The sequence below is a fragment of the Enterobacter sp. 186315 genome (assembly GCF_053290175.1).
This window is the reverse complement of the sequence record NZ_JBPTTK010000002.1, coordinates 98,841-118,914: the sequence shown is the minus strand read 5'-3', so window position 1 is coordinate 118,914 and position 20,074 is coordinate 98,841. Positions and strand designations below refer to the sequence as shown.

Here is a 20,074-nt window from a genome sequence, read left to right as displayed (position 1 = left end):
ATCGGAATTATCAGCTTTAATTTTCTTGACAGCTATTTGTATAATGGTTTTAAGAAGTTGTATCGGAGTGAGCGACTGGCAGTGAGCGTAGCGAACGATAAGCCAGTCGGCGAAGAACGAAGAGTATGAGATGACTTGTCATCGAAAACGATGAGTGATTGAGCGGTACGAACGGAGATACGCTGTATAACAGTTAGAACAATTACCAAGCTGAATAATACTTTTAATATTTATCTGGATTAGTATTTTCTATTTATACTTCCCTGTAATAATTCAATCCTTTCTTCTATTTCAATAATCATTTCTATCCCAGCAATTATCTGTTTAAGTAATACCGATACAGAGTACCGTCCCACTACACCTCCCCGCCGCGTTGCCTGCCACGGCAAGCACGGTTGCGTAGAGTGGCCGAGCATCAGCAGCGGGCGAAGACCGGGAATGAGCCAAAGGCGATGGAGCGGGCTGGAGCATAGCGAGAAGCGCAGCAAGTGAAGAGAGCGAAGCACTCGTAACTACATTTAGGAGAAGGGATGTAAGGGAAGAACCCTTTTTTGTACATGTATTTCAAATACAACTTTAAAGATACTACTAACGTGTTGACCAGCTTCTAATCTAGCTTAGTGATTGGACAACACAGCCTTTGATCCCTTCCCCTGCCCCATCCCTCGAATTGTTCAGTGATAAATCACATTCACAATCTGATCTCGATGTTCATCGTCTGGCACGGCTAAAGCCCCGCCACCTCTTCACATCGAGAGCCGCAAGTAACACGAAAATACATTATAAATCATATCGTTATGACATTACGCATAACATAACCCACTGAAATCAATACAAAAGCTGTAGGTCACCCATCACCCACAGCCCAGTAAGAGCCAGTGCTGGCACCTCATTTGGCTGTAGGTCATCACCCCTCGCCCTTGTTCCAGTGGCGTTTAACGGTGCTCACGCTAACGCCGAGACGCTTCGCTACCTTCGATTGAGACAGCCCCTCACTCCGCAGCTCCTGCACCTTTTGAGTGGTGTCGGTGGCTTCCTTGCGTCCCAGCTTAACGCCATTGGCTTTCGCCTTCTCCAGCCCGTCCAGCGTCCTCTCACGGATACGGTTTCGCTCGAACTCAGCAAAGGCTCCAAACATCTGGCGGATTAGCTTGCCCTCAGATGAAGTCAGATCACGCGCTGGCAGGTCAAGAGACACCACCTTCACGCCGCGTTCTAACAGCATGTCGATGGTCTGTTGCACGTCGATGTTGTCGCGCCCCAGCCTGTCCAGTTTCAGCACGACAAGCTGATCTCCCGCTTCCAGCTTATGCTCAACCATCGCCCGAAACTTAGGGCGCTGCATAGCCTGAACGCTGCCGGAAATGTCCTCGCTGATTACCCTGCTCTCAGGCACCGTGTACCCGGCACGCTCAATAGCCAGCACCTGATTCTGCGTATCCTGCTCGCGTGTTGAAACGCGGCAGTAGATAAAAGTCCTCATGGTTCACCTCACCCGTCTGGTATCACAAAACGGTAGCATCATTGCATTGGTGGTAGCATTTAGTCAAACCCTAAATTGATGACACCAGATAGTAATCACTCAGGCAGGTAGCAAGAATCGAACGATTGATGACACCATCAAACACTAGCAGTGTGCCCCCGGCAACACGCGCCTGCAACGGTTGTCTCGGATGAGCAAAATCTTAGGGTTTTCTCAGCGACCCCTGACGCGCGGGCACGCACATGCGCACGGGGGCGCGGGCGAGCTATAGAGTTGAGGGAGGGCCAACCATAAGCGTGCAATTTTTCAAGCCGGGCGCTATTTTATTCTTGAAAGCAATTAGCACGCCACCTCAAGGACAACTCATGATCGAGTTTATTGCAAAGCATATAAACACAATAAGCACACTTATCTCCGCTTTTGCAGCATTGCTAACAGCAGTTGCTACATTTTTCTTGTGGAGAGTAACGAGGCTGTTAGCAGACGAGACAAAAAGGATGGTTGACGCATCAGTTCAACCTCATGTAGTTGTGACTCTCGAACCAAATTCGTGGGCTGCTTTTTATTTTGATATCAATATAGCTAATACCGGAAATGCTCCAGCCTATAATATTGAAGTCGAATTTAATCCCCCACTGGTAAATGCAGAACATAGAAAAAATAGAGGCATACCATTTAGCAAGGTTAGCGTATTGAAAAACGGACATTCTCTCAACAGCAATCTTTGCAAGTATGAACAGATCAAAGATCAAGTTTATTCCATCAGTATTAGTTGGTCGAAACAGCCGGACTCAACTGAAAGAGAGCGGAATGAGTATTCTTATGATATGGCCTCTTTCGAGGGGGTTAGCTACTTAGGGGCAAGGAGTCCAATGACACAGATAGCCGAGCAGGTGAAAAAGATTAGAGAAGACTGGAGACCAATTTCCCAAGGAGCCAAGAAAGTAAGAGCAGACGTATATACTTCAAGCGATAGAAACGAAGAACGCAAGTTTATGCAAGAGCAACACGATTTGGCAATAAAAAGGCGGGATGAGAAAAGAGCTAAAAGATTAGAGTCTGGTGAATAATTTGAGAGGGAGTGGGTAACTAACCCACTCTTAACTATAAACTTGTAATTAATTACTTATTTTTGCCAGCAGGTAATTACTAAACGCACTGCATGTGACTAACATAAATTTAGCTTCGGCTAAGGTAGGATTGACATCTTCTTCCGTTAGCGCATGACGTATTCCACCCTGATCACTTGTATAACCATAGAGCTGACTAAAAGCGCCTTTCATTGCAGAATGTATATATCCTTTTTCCTCTATGGTTTTAAGACAAGCCCCCAAAGTCCCTTTATCATTACCCGTAATTTTTCTGCATAATGATTCAATTGCAGAGATAGACTCTTTAATAGAGTTTCTGTAGTCTGGCTGCTCTCTATCCGTCATTAGTTGTAACGCTCTTTCGAAATGGCTACGCGATGAATCAGTACCATTATCAACTGCATTCTGAACACTTTCAATTTCATCATCATTTGAAATAGGAGTAATACAACCATTGATTAACGTATATCCGACACCATGCTTTCTAAAGACGGAATTGAGATGCTTCGATAGATCAATATATGAATTAGTTCTTTCGATGATGAACTCGATTAAATCATATACCAAATACCACTCTTCTCCATATATATAACCTCGGATAGCGCTCAGCAATGTCTTATCACCTTTGTATCCACCATCATATCGAGGGATATTATCAGCAGGTTGGTTTAAATAATATATCCACACAGACTGCGCACATTTTGTTGCTAAACCAGTTTGACGATTGTTAGTCCAAAAGAAAAGATATAAGCAGTTCCACAATGCTATGCGTGTATCAGAATTGAGATCATTCAACTGGACATACTCTCTAACATTCACATGACCATACCTCACAGAAAATGGCTTTATCATACTTCCCCTGCCTGTTTGTTATGCGCGTTCAAATTAAGTAATCTGCGTTTGATACAATCATATATTAAGCAATAGAAGCCATAAAGCCCCGTTGGTGGTAAGACAACAAGCGAAGCCTCTGGCGACTTCATCAGGGTTATGTCAGTTAGTGAGGCTTATCAGGATGACCATGTACCCAAAGGGAGCGAGGCCGAACCGCTGGCAGAGCTTGCATATGGTCTGCAAGTACCGTGACCACCATAAACCTGTTTATCCCCTGCGGCGTCTCGCGACGGCGACAGAACGGGGGCATCGGGCTAAAATGCGCTTCACTAAAAGTTTTTGGGATTGTTTAGAGACGGTGGCTACGTCATAGCTTTCAAGTTGAGTCAGTACGTGTTTGACGCTTGGAACTACACGCCGCTATGAGTTAACATCCCAATTACCACTATCAACCACAGCGGCTTTTTCAAGGGACATAACAGAGCATTTCTTACAGGCAAAAGAGACAGATTTCATTGTCTAACTAGCTGTATTGTAAGGAATTTAGTGACTTGGTGCCGAAGGCCGGACTCGAACCGGCACGTATTTCTACGGTTGATTTTGAATCAACTGCGTCTACCGATTTCGCCACTTCGGCACTGAAGGGGATGCGGAAACGTTGTGGATTATACCTGTCGCGCGCCGCCATGCAAGCAGCGACGCGCTAAACCTGCGCTAAGTGTCCAAAAAACCAGCGTAAGCCGTTAGTCCAGCTCCGACACCGCCAGGCGTATCACGCCTGCCGCCTTGTCTTCCGGCAGCTTAAGCACTTTCGCCCACATGTCCTGCACCATATCGCAGGAGAGCTTCTCTTTGCCCACCGCCTTCTCCGGCATTTGCAGCAGCTGGATGTCCTCGCCGTATTTATCCGCCAGCGATTTCATAATTGGGCGCACGTCGTTTACGGCGGCCTCGCGCTCGGCCGGGGTGACGGTGTGGCGGTTTTTGCCGTAGGCCGCGCGCATCATGTCGGCATCGGCGTGCAGTCGACGCTGCAACAGCGCTTTATCCAGCACGCGCATCGGGTTTACGCCGCCCTTCACGCCGGGATAGAGAAAACGGAAACAGGCGTCGTCGCTCACCTTCTGAATGGCGGCGGTCTGCTCCATGTTGGCCTTCATATAATCCACCACGTTGGCGTCGGGCGCGTTTTGCAGGCGCGCCATTTGCAGGCTGAGGATCTGCGGCTGTATCACGTCGATGATGTGCTGCTCGGGCTCACCGGCTTTTTGCATGGTGACTATCTGGTCGCGAATACGCTTTTGCATCGCAGGCTCTTGCTCTTTCAGCACCTGCCAGGCGGGCATCGCGTTGAGGGTGGTATCAATCTGCTGTTCGGGGTTTTGCTGCTGGCGCTGTTTGTCGAAATAGACCCAGAACGCCACGACAGCGGCCAGAACGACGACAACGACAATACGGATCCACGTTTTATTCATCTCGCATCCTTATCCTTTAGCTATGCCGGTTTACACCGGCACGCCGCTGTGAAAGCGAAACTCGTTATCCGGTGTTGAGATAAGTGTGGCTTCAATTTCGCCAAAAAGCTTTATCCGGGATGAGATATCCTTGTCGCTGACCTGTTGGGCAAGTGTCAGATAGTCCTGATAATGCCGCGCTTCCGAGCGCAGCAGCGAAAGATAGAACTTCTGCAAATCGTCGTCGAGGAACGGCGCCAGCGCGGCGAAGCGCTCGCAGGAGCGGGCTTCGATGTAGGCGCCGCAGATAAGCTTGTCGATCAGCGTCAGGGGTTCGTGAGTACGCACTTCCTTGAGCATCCCTTTGGCGTAGCGGCTGGCGGTGATTTTGACGTACGGGATATCGCGCGCCAGCATCGCCTCGCGCACCTGCCAGAAGTGGTGCAGCTCCTCTTTTATCAGCAGCACCATGCTGTCGATAAGCGCCTGTCCCCACGGGTCGTCGGTTTTCGGCATCACGCTTTTGCCAATCTGCTTGTGCAGGGCGACAAAGTCCGGCTCCGGGCCATCGCGGAAGGTGAACTGTTCGTAAGGTTTGAGCCACTCAAGCAGCGCGTCGGCACCGCTTTCATCGGCGACGTATTTACGCACCAGCAGGAGCGCGGTCTGCGCGGCTTTGAGCTCGCACACCATGTGGTCAGTGAGCAGCAGCGGCAGGTTAGCCGGGTCGCGGGCTTTATCTATCCATGCTTGCGGGGTCGGGCACTGGAGGAAACTGAGTACGGGGGCCAGTATCTGCGGGTAGTCCATTTTTCTGCCTTGAAAAAGCGGTGGCGCGCGCCACCGCCTGAAACGCTTAGTGACGCACGCCGTCGTCGTCTTCGTCGATGTAGTCTTCGTCGTCGCCTTCTTCGCCGTCTTCACCGTTCGGATCTTCGAAGTAGGTTCCCCAGCCGTCGTATTCCACTTCAAACTTCTCGGCCAGGTTCATCAGCTGTTCGACCTGTGCGTCGATCAGCTCTGCCTTCAGCGCGCCTTCGCTCAGAATATCGCAGCAGATGACGGTGTCGCCCTCTTCCACTTCCAGCTCTTCCGGCTCGGTCACTTCGTAACCCAGCTTGAAGGCTTCAACCGCCAGCTTTTCCAGCGCTTCGAAATCGTCGGCAGAGAAATGGTGCTCGATGGTGTACAGCGCGTCCGGATCGCTGCCGTCGTCCAGCAGTTCCTCAATAATCAGACGCGTTTCTTCGCGTTGCTCTTCCAGTAGTTCCGGGTTTGCCATGGCTCATTCCTCTTTAAAGTGCGGCAGATACTTCTATTTTCACACACGGACGTGTTTGCCTCCACCTTTGTAAGAAAGATTTGTGAAACGGGGTTGCAAATGAATAATTACACATATAAATTGAATTTTAATTCAATAAATGGCACTAGCCATGCGAGGATAAAATGTCCGATTTATATAAAAAACACTTTTTGAAACTGCTCGATTTCACCCCTGCACAGCTCACCTCTCTGCTGTCCCTCGCCGCACAGCTTAAAGCGGATAAGAAAAATGGCAAGGAAGTACAAAAGCTTACCGGTAAAAACATCGCGCTCATCTTCGAAAAAGACTCAACCCGTACACGATGCTCTTTCGAAGTTGCCGCATTTGACCAGGGCGCGCGCGTCACTTACTTAGGGCCGAGCGGCAGCCAGATTGGGCATAAAGAGTCAATTAAGGACACCGCGCGCGTGCTGGGACGGATGTATGACGGCATTCAGTATCGCGGCCACGGGCAGGAAGTGGTTGAAACGCTGGCAGAATATGCGGGCGTGCCGGTGTGGAACGGGCTGACCAACGAGTTCCACCCGACGCAGCTGTTAGCCGACCTGCTGACCATGCAGGAGCATCTGCCGGGCAAAGCCCTCAACGAGATGACGCTGGTTTACGCGGGCGATGCGCGCAATAACATGGGCAACTCGATGCTGGAAGCGGCGGCGCTGACCGGGCTGGATCTGCGTCTGGTGGCGCCGAAAGCCTGCTGGCCGGAAGAGAGCCTGGTGGCGGAGTGCAGCGCGCTGGCGCAGAAAACCGGCGGGAAAATCACCCTGACGGAAGACGTGGCGGCGGGCGTGAAGGGCGCGGACTTTATCTATACCGACGTGTGGGTGTCGATGGGCGAAGCCAAAGAGAAGTGGGCGGAGCGGATCGCGCTTCTGCGCGGGTATCAGGTGAACGCGCAGATGATGGCGCTGACCGGCAACCCAGACGTGAAGTTCCTGCACTGCCTGCCCGCGTTTCATGACGACCAGACCACGCTCGGCAAGCAGATGGCGAAGGAGTTCGATCTGCACGGCGGGATGGAGGTGACGGACGAGGTGTTTGAGTCGGCGGCGAGCATCGTGTTCGATCAGGCGGAAAACCGGATGCATACGATTAAGGCGGTGATGGTGGCGACGCTTGGGGGGTGATTCCTCTGCGGTCTGGTGCCCTCACCCCCGGCCCTCTCCCACGGGGAGAGGGGGAAAACACTAAAAAACGACAACAAGGTTGTCGTTTTTGCTTTTACCTTGCTACCAGCATTTTCACAACCACTTTACGCACCTTCGCTGGCGCCCCCACCGCGCACAGCGGCTTGTGCACTTCCCCTGGATAAAACACCACGAAATCGCCTTCGCTCAGCACCACGGTTTTCTCCTGCTCGCCTTCCGGCAGGAACGCGATGTCTTTGTCCGCCAGCCAGTCGGTGTCCGGCGTGCCGTGCGGCAGGGTGCTGAAGGTCATCCCCTCCTGGCCCTTCATAATGATTTGAATATCCAGATAGCGCGCATGATATTCGGCGCGGCGCTCTGCAAACGGCTGGGTCGTGTCTTCGGACACCAGATAAAACAGGCGGTTGCCGTCGATATCGTGTTTACCGAGCGGGGTGGCGTCGGTAACGTGCGCCTTAACGTGTTCAATCGCCTGGCGCAGCTCTTCCGGCAGCCAGGACTGGAGATGGTGAATGTTGCCTGCGATCATGATTCAATCCTTATTGTAAAACGCTGTTTCATTTTTATCTTTTATACGAGAATTCCCACTGCCATACCACCACTTTTTCCAGGAGATTTGCGTCAGCGCATGTTTATCGGAAAACCTGTTAATTATCTGTTAAGCGCTGACAGGCAATTATGCAGCGGTTATGCATAACCTCAGCGAATGAATTTCACGACGCTGCGTTAACGTGCTGATTACCAAAAGCTAATCACAAAACTCCTTCCCACCTCACGTTTTGCTCTTTTATTTATCTGCGCAACTATCCACTAATTATTTGTTGATTTCCGTTAAGTCAAAAATAATTAATTCTGTTTTTTGCATAGCCATTCCCTTCATTAATAAAAACCATTAAATATCAATTACTTAAATTTATATTTCCAAACATTACATTCTACAAAATAATAACAACCACAAATAAACGCAAAGAACGGCGCGTAGTTATTCACTGCCCGGAAATAGCTAATTAATCATTATCTGATACGCATCATGCATATTAAAAGAAACGCTAAATATCCCGTTTCCGCGTGAGCAACATCACAATATCAAATAGCAAGCCGCCTACTATAAGCCGTGAAATCAATTGAGCTACACCGTCATGTCATTAATTAAAAATACATGACCCGGCCCTGTTTATTCTGAAAAAACAGTTAAAGGAATAATTATGGAAAAGCATTACGTCGGTTCTGAAATTGGTCAATTGCGCAGCGTGATGCTGCATCGCCCCAATCTCAGCTTAAAACGCTTAACCCCGTCGAATTGTCAGGAGCTGTTATTTGACGACGTGCTGTCGGTTGAACGTGCGGGTGAGGAACATGATGTGTTCGCAAACACGCTGCGCGAGCAGGGTGTGGAAGTCCTGCTGTTAACCGACCTTTTGACACAAGCCCTTGATATTGCAGAGGCAAAATCCTGGCTGCTGGATACGCAAATCTCCGATTATCGCCTCGGGCCAACCTTTGCCGGGGACGTTCGCGGCTGGCTGGCGGATATGCCGCACCGTGAACTGGCGCGGCGTTTAAGCGGCGGATTAACCTACGGTGAAATTCCCGCCGCGATTAAAAATATGGTTGTGGATACCCACACGGCAAATGATTTTATTATGAAGCCGCTGCCCAACCATTTATTTACCCGCGATACCTCGTGCTGGATTTATAACGGCGTATCGATTAACCCAATGGCGAAACCTGCCCGTCAGCGTGAAACCAATAATCTTCGCGCGATTTATCGCTGGCACCCGGCATTCGCCGACGGCGATTTTATTAAGTATTTCGGCGACGAGAATATTAATTATGACCACGCGACCTTAGAGGGCGGCGACGTATTAGTGATTGGACGCGGGGCGGTATTAATCGGCCTCTCTGAACGCACCACGCCGCAGGGGGTGGAGTTCCTCGCCAACAGCCTGTTCAAACACCGCCAGGCCGAGCGGGTGATTGCGGTTGAGCTGCCTAAACACCGCTCCTGTATGCACCTCGACACCGTGATGACCCACATCGACGTCGACACCTTCTCCGTCTACCCGGAAGTGGTGCGCAAAGACGCCCAGTGCTGGACGCTCACCCCGGACGGACGCGGCGGCCTGCTGCGCACCCAGGAAACCGACCTGCTCCACGCCATCGAAAAAGCGCTCGGCATTAACCAGGTGCGCCTGATCACCACCGGGGGCGATGCCTTTGAGGCCGAACGCGAGCAGTGGAACGACGCCAACAACGTGCTGACCGTCCGCCCCGGCGTGGTGATTGGCTACGAGCGCAACGTCTGGACCAACGAGAAGTACGACAAGGCGGGCATTACCGTACTGCCGATCCCCGGCGACGAGCTGGGACGCGGTCGCGGCGGCGCGCGCTGCATGAGCTGCCCGCTGGAACGTGACGGAATTTAAAGGAGCCATCATGGAACGAAAACCCACTCTGGTTGTGGCCCTCGGCGGGAACGCGCTGCTCAAACGCGGCGAACCGCTAGAAGCGGAGATCCAGCGCCAGAACATCGCATTAGCCGCCCGCACCATCGCGGGCTTAACGGAGCAGTGGCGCGTGGTGCTGGTTCACGGCAACGGGCCGCAGGTCGGGCTGCTGGCGCTGCAAAACAGCGCCTACGACAAGGTGACGCCCTATCCGCTCGACGTCCTCGGCGCCGAAAGCCAGGGAATGATCGGCTACATGCTCCAGCAGGCGCTTAAAAACGCGCTGCCCCAGCGCGAAGTGAGCGTGCTGCTGACGCAGGTCGAAGTGGACCCTGCCGACCCGGCGTTCGGTAATCCCACCAAGTACATCGGCCCGGTCTACAGCGAGGAGCAGGCCAGCGCACTACATGCGGAAAAGGGCTGGACCTTTAAGGCCGACGGCCGCTACGTCCGCCGCGTGGTGCCCTCCCCGCAGCCTAAACGCATCGTGGAGAGCGACGCGATTACGGCGCTGATCCAGCGCGACCATCTGGTGATTTGCAACGGCGGCGGCGGCGTGCCGGTGGTGGAGAACGGCAACGGCTATCACGGCATTGAGGCGGTGATCGACAAAGACCTCTCGGCGGCGCTGCTGGCGCGCCAGATTGAGGCCGACGCCCTGCTGATTTTGACCGATGCCGACGCGGTGTATCTCGACTGGGGCAAGCCGACCCAGCGCCCGCTGGCGCAGGTGACGCCGGAGCTGCTCAAAGAGATGCAGTTTGACGCCGGATCGATGGGGCCGAAGGTGACCGCCTGCCGTGAGTTTGTTGAAGCCTGCGGGGGGATTGCCGGGATCGGCGCGCTGGCCGACGGGCCGGACATTCTGGCGGGCGAGAAAGGTACGTTGATTCGCAACTAATCCCATTATCCCCTCACCCTAACCCTCTCCCAGAGGGAGAGGGAATATAACGCCGGGGTGAGGGCATCAGACAGCAAACAATTTAAAAAGGATTTCCTACATGACCATTAACCTGAAAAACCGCAACTTCCTCAAACTGCTGGACTACACCCCGACGGAGATCCAGTACCTGATCGACCTCGCTATCGAACTGAAAGCGGCCAAAAAGGCCGGGCGCGAAAAGCAAACGCTGGTCGGCAAAAACATCGCCCTGATCTTCGAGAAAACCTCCACCCGCACCCGCTGCGCCTTTGAAGTGGGCGCGTTTGACCAGGGGGCGCAGGTCACCTATCTCGGCCCAAGCGGATCGCAGATCGGCCATAAAGAGTCGATGAAAGACACCGCCCGCGTGTTGGGCCGCATGTACGACGGCATCGAATACCGCGGCTACGGGCAGGCGATCGTCGAGGAGCTGGGCGAGTACGCGGGCGTCCCGGTGTGGAACGGCCTGACCGACGAGTTCCACCCGACGCAGATCCTCGCCGACCTGATGACCATGCTGGAGCACTCGCCGGGCAAAACCCTGCCGGAGCTGAGCTTCGCCTATCTTGGCGACGCGCGTAACAACATGGGCAACTCCCTGATGGTCGGCGCGGCCAAAATGGGGATGGATATTCGCCTCGTGGCGCCGAAATCCTTCTGGCCGGAGGCGGGGCTGGTGGAGCAGTGCCGGGCCATCGCCAAAGAGACCGGGGCGCGCATCACCCTGACGGACGACGTGGAAGAAGGGGTGCGCGGCGCCGATTTCCTCTACACCGACGTATGGGTGTCGATGGGCGAGCCGAAGGAGGCCTGGGCCGAGCGCGTCAGCCTGATGAAGCCGTATCAAATTAACGCGGAGGTGATGAAAGCCACCGGCAACCCGGACGTCAAGTTCATGCACTGCCTGCCCGCGTTCCATAACGAGCACACCAAAGTGGGCCGTGAAATCGAGATGGCCTACGGGCTGAAGGGGCTGGAGGTGACCGAAGAGGTCTTTGAATCCCCGAACTCAATCGTCTTCGATGAAGCGGAAAACCGGATGCACACCATTAAAGCGGTGATGGTGGCGACGCTCGGCGACTAACCCCCGCCCGGCGCGCCGCGCGTGCGCCGGGTTTTAAGGAGAACACCATGGGCAAGTTCAAGTTTCCTTCGGCTTACACCATTCTCTTTTTTCTGATTGCCGTGGTCGCCGTGCTGACGTGGGTTGTGCCAGCCGGGCAGTATCACATGGCGATGAACGAGGCGCTCGGCAAGGAAGTGCCGGTTGCCGGAACCTATGCGCACGTCGCGGCGCATCCGCAGGGGCTGGTGGCGGTGCTAATGGCGCCGATTGCCGGGCTGTACGATCCGGAATCCGGGCAGGCCGGAGCGATCGACGTGGCGCTCTTTATCCTGATCATCGGCGGATTTCTGGGGATCGTCACCAAAACCGGGGCGATCGACGCGGGGATCGAGCGGGTCACCACCCGCCTTCGCGGTCGTGAGGAGTGGATGATCCCGATCCTGATGGCGCTGTTTGCCGCAGGCGGCACGATTTACGGCATGGCGGAAGAGTCGCTGCCGTTTTACACCCTGCTGGTGCCGGTGATGCTGGCCGCCCGGTTCGATCCGGTGGTGGCGGCCTCCACGGTGCTGCTCGGCGCAGGGATCGGCACGCTCGGATCGACCATCAACCCCTTTGCCACGGTGATCGCCGCCAACGCGGCGGGCATCCCCTTCACCAACGGCATCGCCCTGCGCGTGGCGCTGCTGGTGATTGGCTGGGTAATCTGCGTGGCGTGGGTGATGCGCTACGCCCGCAGGGTACGTAAAGATCCCTCCCTGTCGATCGTGGCGGATAAACAGCAGGAGAACCTCGCCCATTTCCTCGGCAATAAAGGCGAGCAGTCGCTGGAATTTACCCCGGTGCGCAAGGTCATTCTCGTGATTTTCGCCCTCGCCTTTGCGGTAATGATTTACGGCGTGGCGGTGCTCGGCTGGTGGATGGCGGAGATCTCGGCGGTGTTCCTCGCCAGCGCCATTATCGTCGGCCTGATTGCCCGCATGAGCGAAGAGGAGCTGACCTCGACCTTTATCAACGGCGCGCGGGATTTGCTGGGGGTCGCGCTGATTATCGGCATCGCGCGCGGTATCGTCGTGATCATGGATAAGGGCATGATTACCCACACCATTTTGCACAGCGCCGAGGGGCTGGTGAGCGGGCTGCCGACCGTCGCGTTCATCAACGTGATGTACTGGCTGGAGGTGGTGTTGTCGTTTCTTGTGCCTTCTTCATCCGGCCTGGCCGTTCTGACGATGCCGATCATGGCGCCGCTGGCCGATTTCGCTAACGTCAACCGCGACCTGGTGGTCACCGCGTACCAGTCCGCCTCCGGCATCGTTAACCTGGTCACGCCCACCTCGGCGGTGGTCATGGGCGGGCTGGCGATTGCCCGCGTTCCCTACGTGCGTTATCTGAAGTGGGTTGCGCCGCTGTTGGGCATTTTGACGGTGGTGATTATGGTGGCGTTGAGCCTGGGCGCGCTTATGTAACGTGCCGGGTGGCGCTGCGCTTACCCGGCCTACGGGCGGGTGCGGTGCCGCCGGTTATTTCGGGAACTGATATGGGAAATACGATGGACTACGAAGAATACTCCCCAAAAGAGCAACTCCAGCTCAGGGTCTGCCAGCGCCTGATTGCAGAAAAGAGCTATCACTCCCAGGAGGAGATCCGCCGCGACCTGCAAGATCGTGGCTTCGACACCATCAGCCAGTCTACCGTTTCACGCCTGCTCAGGATGCTCGGCGTCATAAAAATTCGAAATGCCAAAGGACTAAAGGTTTATTCGCTGGATCCTCAACTGCGCCCTGCCCCCGACGCCGCGCGAACCGTTTCTGAAATGGTGGTCAGCGTGGAGCATAACAGCGAGTTTATCCTTATCCACACCGTCGCCGGATATGGCCGCGCGGTGGCGCGTATTCTGGATTATCACCAGCTGCCGGACATTTTAGGCGTGGTGGCCGGGAGCAGTATTGTCTGGGTCGCGCCGCGCGTGGTGAAGCGTACCGCCCTGGTGCATAAGCACATTAATTATTTACTTAAAATGAATTGATATTCATAAAGAACCGTTTGCATTGAGTAAAGCGTGCATTAAATCGCTTGATCCGAACATCGGGGTGCGTATAATGCCCGACAATTTGCCGGGAGGAAGCATGGTCAAGCGTGTACGACATAACGTTCTACCGCGTCTGAAATCAGACGCTGGCCTGCCGTTTTTCTTCCCGTTGCTCAACCTATTCCCAGAGCCCCTCATTTGAGGGGCTTTTTTTTGCCCGGCGTCAGGAGATAAACATGAATCCGCTTTATCAAAAACACATCATTTCCATAAACGACCTCAGCCGCGAAGAGCTGGAACTGGTTCTGGAAACCGCGGCAAAACTGAAAGCGAATCCGCAACCCGAGCTGCTCAAGCATAAGGTCATTGCGAGCTGTTTCTTCGAAGCCTCAACCCGCACGCGCCTCTCCTTTGAAACCTCCATGCATCGCCTGGGGGCAAGCGTGGTGGGCTTCTCGGACAGCAGCAACACCTCGCTGGGTAAAAAAGGCGAAACGCTGGCGGATACCATTTCGGTTATCAGCACCTACGTGGACGCGATTGTGATGCGCCACCCGCAGGAGGGCGCGTCCCGCCTGGCGACCGAGTTCTCCGGCGGTATTCCGGTGCTTAACGCCGGGGACGGCGCGAACCAGCACCCAACCCAGACGCTGCTGGATCTGTTCACTATTCAGGAAACCCAGGGCAGCCTGGAAAACCTGCATATCGCGATGGTCGGCGACCTGAAATATGGCCGCACCGTCCACTCGCTGACCCAGGCGCTAGCGAAATTCAACGGCAACCGCTTCTACTTTATCGCCCCGGACGCGCTGGCGATGCCGCAGTACATCCTCGATATGCTGGACGAGAAAGGCATTCAGTGGAGCCTGCACGCCAGCATCGAAGAGGTGATGAGCCAGGTGGATATTCTCTATATGACCCGCGTGCAGAAAGAGCGTCTGGATCCGTCCGAATACGCCAATGTGAAGGCGCAGTTCGTGCTGCGCGCCAGCGACCTTGAAGGCGCGCGCGCCAACATGAAGGTGCTGCACCCGCTGCCGCGCATCGATGAGATCGCCACCGACGTGGATAAAACGCCGCACGCCTGGTACTTCCAGCAGGCCGGAAACGGCATCTTCGCTCGCCAGGCGTTACTGGCACTGGTTTTGAATCGCGAATTAGCTCTGTAAGGGGAAACGACAATGACACACGATAATAAACTTCAGGTTGAAGCCATCAAGCGTGGCACCGTGATTGACCACATCCCTGCGCAGGTGGGCTTTAAGCTGCTGACGCTGTTCAAACTGACCGAAACCGACCAGCGCATCACCATCGGCCTGAACCTGCCGTCCGGCGAGATGGGCCGCAAAGACCTGATCAAAATCGAGAACACCTTCCTGACCGACGAGCAGGTTAACCAGCTCTCCCTGTACGCGCCGGACGCCACGGTGAACCGCATTGACGATTACGACGTGGTGGGCAAATCCCGCCCGAGCCTGCCGGATCGCATTGAGAGCGTGCTGGTCTGCCCGAACAGCAACTGCATCAGCCACGCCGAGCCGGTTTCATCCAGCTTTGCAGTGAAAAAACGCGCCAACGACATCGCGCTCAAATGCAAATACTGCGAAAAAGAGTTTTCTCATTATGTGGTGCTGGCCAACTAATTGAGGTTGGTAATGAATTCCCGGCTGTTATAATGCCGGGGAACATTCTTAACGCTGTAATTCTGGAGAAAACATGAGCAAAGTACTCGCGACGGAAAATGCACCAGCCGCTATCGGTCCATACGTTCAGGGCGTTGATCTGGGAAGCATGATTATCACTTCCGGCCAGATCCCGGTGAACCCGAAAACCGGCGCAGTGCCGGATGACGTCGCGGCACAGGCGCGTCAGTCGCTGGAAAACGTGCAGGCTATCGTGGAATCCGCCGGGCTGAAAGTGGGCGATATCGTGAAGACCACCGTCTTCGTGAAAGACCTGAATGACTTCGCCACCGTTAATGCCACCTACGAAGCGTTCTTCAACGAACATAACGCTACTTTCCCGGCGCGTTCTTGCGTGGAAGTGGCCCGTCTGCCGAAAGACGTGAAAATTGAAATTGAAGCGATTGCCGTTCGTCGCTAATACATTTTTTATATTATTAAAGGCAGCCAGCGGCTGCCTTTTTTTAATTAAATCATCAGGTAATTTATTTTAAATATTTTTACTCTGTCCATTAGATGACGTTTATCCCGGTCCATTAATAAAATCGCTGCGTTTTCTAACCCCCTCTAATGGACTAAAAATGAAACTTTCTAAAATTGCACTGGCACTTGCCACACTCACGGTTGCTTCATCGGCTTTAGCACATGGTTATGTTGAATCTCCAGCCAGCCGTGCGTATATGTGTAAGCTCGGCAAAAATATCGATTGCGGTACCGTTCAATATGAACCGCAGAGCGTTGAGCGTACATCCGGCTTCCCTACCGGTGCACTGCCACCGGACGGCCAGCTGGCTTCAGCGGGTATTTCCCAATATTCTCAGCTCGATAAACAGAGCCTGAATGCCTGGACGAAAACCCCGATTACTGCCGGTAAAAATACCTTTACCTGGTATCACACTGCCCCACATAAAACCGTAAACTGGCGCTGGTATATTACCAAGCAAGACTGGAATCCAAATAAACCGCTGACTCGCGATCAATTTGAATCCACCCCATTCTGTACCGTTAACGGAAATGGCCAGGCGCCAGCAGCGCGTCAGCAAATGACCTGTAATGTGCCAGAACGTACTGGCTACCAGGTTATTTACGCGGTATGGGAAATTGCGGATACCACTAACAGCTTCTACCAGGCAATTGACGTTGATTTCGGTAACGGCGGTAACGTTACGCCTGATGAAACGCCAGTGGTTGTTTCTGAGTGGACTAAAACCCTGAACGGCCAGATCTCCGGTAACAATATTAACGCTGGCGATAAAGTTATTGCTCGCTTCTTCGACGCTAACGGCGAAGTGACCTCTATGCGTACCGAGCTGACCGTGGCGTCTGCCTCCCAGGGTAACGCAAGCCAGTGGTCTTACGACCTGGCGCAGGCGATTAACGCCGCTCACAGCGACGTGCGTGTCGGTGTTAAAGACGAAAGCGGTGTGGTTAACCCGGTTCACGGCGCGAACAACGTGTACGTGAAAGACGGCAGCACCCTGAAATCTGTCGCTATCTCTTATGAAGAGCAGCAGACTCAGGTGAGCGAAGATATCGCTGTCACCAACGTTAAGTTCAGCAAAGTGGCGAACGGCAATGCGACCGTGACCTTCCACGTGAACACCATGGGCGATGTTAACCTGGAAGCACGCGTGATGAACCACGCTGGCGCAGAGAAAGGCTATGTGAAGCAGGACATGAATAACGCCAACCAGGACGTTACCATGAACCTGACCAACGTGACTGCCGGTCACCACATGCTGAAATACTACGCGACTAACAAAGACGGCACCCTGTTCGCTCAGGACGTTATCGATATGATGCTGGAAAACGAGGCCTCAAGCGGCTCCACCGGCAAATACGATTACACCTTCCCGCAGAGCATCGCGTCTTATAAATCAGGCACCGTTGTGTTCCAGCCTAAAGATGGCAAAACTTACCAGTGTAAGAAAGCGCCATACAGCGGCTACTGCGTACAGTACGCAGCTGGCGCTAACCAGTTCGAACCAGGCGTTGGTTCCCATTGGTCAATGGCGTGGACGCTGAAAAACTAAGTTAGCGAAGTGATGCCCGGCGGCCTTTTATTTGCCGGACCTGCAATGTGAGCAGGCCCGGTAAATAAAGTGCCACCGGGCTCTTTTTTATTGATTCCTGGTTGCGCGCAGCAGCGTTTCCAGCGGATAGACCGCCGCAATTACCACCTCATCCTGAATTTTCGCCGCGTTATCCAGTTCGCTCTGAATCGACGCAATCTCTTTGTCATCCAGCGTGCCCTGCCGTGCCACCAGATCGGTCAGCCGCAGGCCAATCGACGCCAGTTTATCCACCTCCTGAATCACCGGCTTAATCGCTTTTAGCTGATAGTTGCCGTCGCTGAGCGCCAGCGCGTCGCTGGTATTATTCTGCCAGCGGTTGAAGATATGACGCAGCGCCTCCGCGCTTTCGTTATCTTCCGCATCGCTCACCAGCCGCGTCGCCCACTTGTTCATCTGCCGCACGGTGCTGCTCTCGGCGTTCAGCGCGTCGGCGAGGCGGTTTAACGGCTCAAACTGATGGTAATTGCCGGCCTGGAACTTGAGGTGCTGGCGGGTGTAATACTGCGCGGGCTCCAGCGCCTGGGCGAGGATTTGCAGCGGCAGCGTGTCGCCGTTGTTCGCCAGACGGGTGAAATAGGCCTGCTGCTGGCTATGCTGCTCCAGCCCCACGGAGACCGTGGTCCAGACGTCCATCGCCTGCAAGCGGGTGTACATGTTGTCGATATCGTTCACGTCCTGTGCCGACCACAGCCGCTCCGCGACCGCAAACGCGCGCGGCCAGAGTTTGATATCCAGCACCGGCGCAACCACGTTTTCGGCCCACAGGGCGGCCTCACCTCCCAGCAGATTTGCCTGCTGCGCGGCATCGGGCACCACGGGCGCAATCCCCTTCGGTACCGCATCAAGCGGCTTGCCGCTGACCGGATAGCGGGCGTTGCCCACCAGGAAATAGCCGCTCAGGGCGTTGTCGGACACCGTGACCACCGGGCGGGTTTCGCCCATCCAGGTGTCGACGGTGAAGGTCACCTGGTCGTCGCTGCGCCATTCAATATCCTTAACGGCGCGGCGCGATTTCCCGGCGAAATCGATAAACCCGCGCCAGCCGGAGTCGCCCTTAACCAGCGTAAAGCTTCCCTCCACCGGCTTGCCCTTCAGGCGCGGCATGGAGAAGGCCCAGGTCTGGGCGCTGTCGTTGTCGCCGATCGCATCCACGTTGTTTAAGCCTTCAGGCACGATTTCGTTGCGGTAGTGGTAGGCCGTGGACTGGGGCTGATCGAGGTAAAAGCCCGTGGAGAGGATCCCTTTGTAGCCCTGCTGCGCCACCTGTCCCAGCGCGTCCTGCCCCTGCCAGGACTGGATCAGAATGCTTTTTGGCAGATCCGGGTGGAAGATTTCGTCCCAGCCGACCATCTGGCGGCGGTGTTTTTCGAGGATCGTTTCCAGCCTGCGGTTGAAGTACGCCTGCAACGCGTGGCTGTCCGCGAGCTTGTTGTCGCGCATAAACTGCTGGATCGCCGGGTTCGCTTTCCACTGGCTGTCGTCGACCTCATCCCCGCCGATATGCAGGTAGGGATCGGGGAAGATCGCCGCCAGCTCACCGACCATCGCGTCGGCAAAGGTGTAGGTCGCGTCTTTAGTTGGATCCAGCACCGGCTTCAGCACGCCCCAGTGGCGCTCCATTTCGTACGGCCCCGGCGCGCTCATCAGCTCCGGGTACGCCACCGCGATGGCCGAGGCGTGCCCCGGCATGTCGATTTCCGGCACCACGCGAATGCCGCGCGCGGTGGCGTAGCGCACAACCTCGCGCATCTGCTCCGGGGTGTAGAACAGGCCGTCGCTCGCAAGCTGGGTCAGCTTTGGATAGCGCGCCGAGGCAAAACGCCAGCCCTGATCGTCGGTGAGATGCCAGTGCAGAACGTTAAGCTTGGCGGCGGCCATGCCGTCAATCTGGCGCTTGATGTCTTCCAGCGGCACGAAGTGGCGGGCAGAGTCGAGCAGCAGCCCGCGCCACGGGAAGCGCGGCGCGTCCTGAATCGTGACCCAGGGCACCGAGGTGTTTTCCGCACCGTTCTGAACAAGCTGGAGCAGGGTTTCCATGCCCCGCAGCGCGCCGAAGCGGGTATTGGCAGAGAGGTTTACGCCGCTGGCGTCCACCGTGAGCGTGTAGCTTTCGTCGCTGTCCGGCATGGGCTGCGGCTTCACTTTTTTGGCAACGGTAATGCGGATGGTCGGTTTATCCGGCGTCGCGCTCTGCGGCTTAAGCGTCCAGCCGGTTTGCAGCGCGAGGCGCTGGTGCAGGCGGGTAACCGCATCGCCCAGATCGTCGCCGCTGACGCTGACGGAGATGTCGTCAGTGAGCACCAGCGCACCCTGCGCGGCAGGACGTTCAACCTTTGCAGGCCAGGGCATTAATGGGAGATCGCCAGCGGGTGCCGCCAGCGCGGAGGTGCCGAGCAGGAGCCCGGCGGTTAAGAGGCTGTACCGTAACATGAATGTTCCTTATTTGACGGGCCGAAAAAAGGCAAAACATTCTGTTAACATGCGCTCAATTTGTCGTCAAGCGAATGGCATGACGG

The 20,074-nt window shown here is 54.8% G+C and carries 20 protein-coding genes and 1 tRNA gene; 13 read left to right on the top strand and 8 right to left on the bottom strand.

The genetic code is table 11. The features are described from left to right. Positions 1-907: 907 nt before the first annotated feature. Positions 908-1,483, bottom strand: a complete 576-nt coding sequence (locus ACSVHP_RS02910) for a recombinase family protein (RefSeq protein WP_023277344.1) — start codon at positions 1,481-1,483, stop codon at positions 908-910. A gap of 365 nt (positions 1,484-1,848) precedes the next feature. Here ACSVHP_RS02910 and ACSVHP_RS02905 point away from each other — a divergent pair, with 365 nt between their 5' ends. Continuing rightward, a complete protein-coding gene (locus tag ACSVHP_RS02905) occupies positions 1,849-2,553 on the top strand; it encodes a hypothetical protein (RefSeq protein WP_086812998.1) in 705 nt (234 codons plus the stop codon). Between the two features lie 48 nt (positions 2,554-2,601). Here ACSVHP_RS02905 and ACSVHP_RS02900 read toward each other — a convergent pair whose 3' ends face one another. The 5 genes from ACSVHP_RS02900 to rraB form a co-directional block, all read right to left on the bottom strand. Beyond that, positions 2,602-3,426 carry an AbiJ-NTD4 domain-containing protein gene (locus tag ACSVHP_RS02900; protein ID WP_053275170.1) on the bottom strand — a complete coding sequence of 275 codons (825 nt, stop codon included), beginning with the start codon at positions 3,424-3,426 and terminating at the stop codon, positions 2,602-2,604. Positions 3,427-3,960: 534 nt separating this feature from the next. Beyond that, positions 3,961-4,045, bottom strand: a tRNA-Leu gene (locus ACSVHP_RS02895). Positions 4,046-4,151: 106 nt separating this feature from the next. Then, positions 4,152-4,883: a topoisomerase II gene (locus ACSVHP_RS02890; RefSeq protein ID WP_447550918.1), complete on the bottom strand. Its 732-nt coding sequence runs from the start codon at positions 4,881-4,883 to the stop codon at positions 4,152-4,154. A 30-nt stretch (positions 4,884-4,913) separates the two neighbouring features. Then, entirely contained in the window at positions 4,914-5,672 is a 759-nt protein-coding gene (gene miaE / locus ACSVHP_RS02885; protein WP_447550917.1) for a tRNA isopentenyl-2-thiomethyl-A-37 hydroxylase MiaE, read from the bottom strand. Between the two features lie 46 nt (positions 5,673-5,718). Further along, positions 5,719-6,144, bottom strand: coding sequence for a ribonuclease E inhibitor RraB (gene rraB, locus ACSVHP_RS02880; RefSeq protein WP_417313957.1), 426 nt, complete (start codon positions 6,142-6,144; stop codon positions 5,719-5,721). Positions 6,145-6,243: 99 nt separating this feature from the next. On the opposite strand from rraB, the gene argL reads away from it, so the two are divergent. Next, complete coding sequence (gene argL, locus ACSVHP_RS02875; RefSeq protein ID WP_234674603.1) at positions 6,244-6,339, top strand: putative translational regulatory protein ArgL; 96 nt, start codon at positions 6,244-6,246, stop codon at positions 6,337-6,339. Next, positions 6,309-7,313 carry an ornithine carbamoyltransferase gene (gene argF, locus ACSVHP_RS02870; RefSeq protein ID WP_447550916.1) on the top strand — a complete coding sequence of 335 codons (1,005 nt, stop codon included), beginning with the start codon at positions 6,309-6,311 and terminating at the stop codon, positions 7,311-7,313. The genes argL and argF (ACSVHP_RS02870) overlap by 31 nt, the downstream gene beginning before the upstream one ends. Before the next feature lie 94 nt (positions 7,314-7,407). On the opposite strand, the gene ACSVHP_RS02865 is transcribed toward argF (ACSVHP_RS02870), so the two are convergent. Then, positions 7,408-7,863: a YhcH/YjgK/YiaL family protein gene (locus tag ACSVHP_RS02865; RefSeq protein ID WP_447550915.1), complete on the bottom strand. Its 456-nt coding sequence runs from the start codon at positions 7,861-7,863 to the stop codon at positions 7,408-7,410. 676 nt (positions 7,864-8,539) lie between these two features. On the opposite strand from ACSVHP_RS02865, the gene arcA reads away from it, so the two are divergent. From arcA to gbpA, 10 genes are all read left to right on the top strand, one after another. Then, positions 8,540-9,760, top strand: coding sequence for an arginine deiminase (arcA, locus tag ACSVHP_RS02860; protein WP_447550914.1), 1,221 nt, complete (start codon positions 8,540-8,542; stop codon positions 9,758-9,760). 10 nt (positions 9,761-9,770) lie between these two features. After that, complete coding sequence (locus ACSVHP_RS02855) at positions 9,771-10,682, top strand: carbamate kinase (protein WP_417314827.1); 912 nt, start codon at positions 9,771-9,773, stop codon at positions 10,680-10,682. A gap of 100 nt (positions 10,683-10,782) precedes the next feature. Beyond that, the gene (gene argF, locus ACSVHP_RS02850; protein ID WP_447550913.1) at positions 10,783-11,787 is read left to right on the top strand and encodes an ornithine carbamoyltransferase; all 1,005 of its coding nucleotides are present in this window, start codon (positions 10,783-10,785) and stop codon (positions 11,785-11,787) included. 47 nt (positions 11,788-11,834) lie between these two features. Further along, positions 11,835-13,238, top strand: coding sequence for a YfcC family protein (locus ACSVHP_RS02845; RefSeq protein ID WP_234674609.1), 1,404 nt, complete (start codon positions 11,835-11,837; stop codon positions 13,236-13,238). Positions 13,239-13,321: 83 nt separating this feature from the next. Continuing rightward, entirely contained in the window at positions 13,322-13,798 is a 477-nt protein-coding gene (locus ACSVHP_RS02840) for an arginine repressor (RefSeq protein ID WP_447551066.1), read from the top strand. A gap of 100 nt (positions 13,799-13,898) precedes the next feature. After that, positions 13,899-14,003: a pyrBI operon leader peptide gene (locus ACSVHP_RS02835; RefSeq protein WP_022646880.1), complete on the top strand. Its 105-nt coding sequence runs from the start codon at positions 13,899-13,901 to the stop codon at positions 14,001-14,003. A 34-nt stretch (positions 14,004-14,037) separates the two neighbouring features. Beyond that, positions 14,038-14,970 carry an aspartate carbamoyltransferase gene (gene pyrB / locus ACSVHP_RS02830; protein WP_417314822.1) on the top strand — a complete coding sequence of 311 codons (933 nt, stop codon included), beginning with the start codon at positions 14,038-14,040 and terminating at the stop codon, positions 14,968-14,970. A gap of 12 nt (positions 14,971-14,982) precedes the next feature. Then, entirely contained in the window at positions 14,983-15,444 is a 462-nt protein-coding gene (pyrI, locus tag ACSVHP_RS02825) for an aspartate carbamoyltransferase regulatory subunit (protein ID WP_003863370.1), read from the top strand. Between the two features lie 73 nt (positions 15,445-15,517). Beyond that, positions 15,518-15,904 carry a 2-iminobutanoate/2-iminopropanoate deaminase gene (gene ridA, locus ACSVHP_RS02820; protein WP_234674611.1) on the top strand — a complete coding sequence of 129 codons (387 nt, stop codon included), beginning with the start codon at positions 15,518-15,520 and terminating at the stop codon, positions 15,902-15,904. Positions 15,905-16,064: 160 nt separating this feature from the next. Next, positions 16,065-17,516 (top strand): N-acetylglucosamine-binding protein GbpA, encoded by a 1,452-nt coding sequence (gene gbpA, locus ACSVHP_RS02815; RefSeq protein WP_447550912.1) that lies wholly within the window; start codon positions 16,065-16,067, stop codon positions 17,514-17,516. Between the two features lie 87 nt (positions 17,517-17,603). Here the strand turns inward: gbpA and ACSVHP_RS02810 are convergent, their stop codons facing one another. Further along, entirely contained in the window at positions 17,604-19,988 is a 2,385-nt protein-coding gene (locus ACSVHP_RS02810; RefSeq protein WP_447550911.1) for a beta-N-acetylhexosaminidase, read from the bottom strand. Between the last annotated feature and the right edge of the window lie 86 nt (positions 19,989-20,074).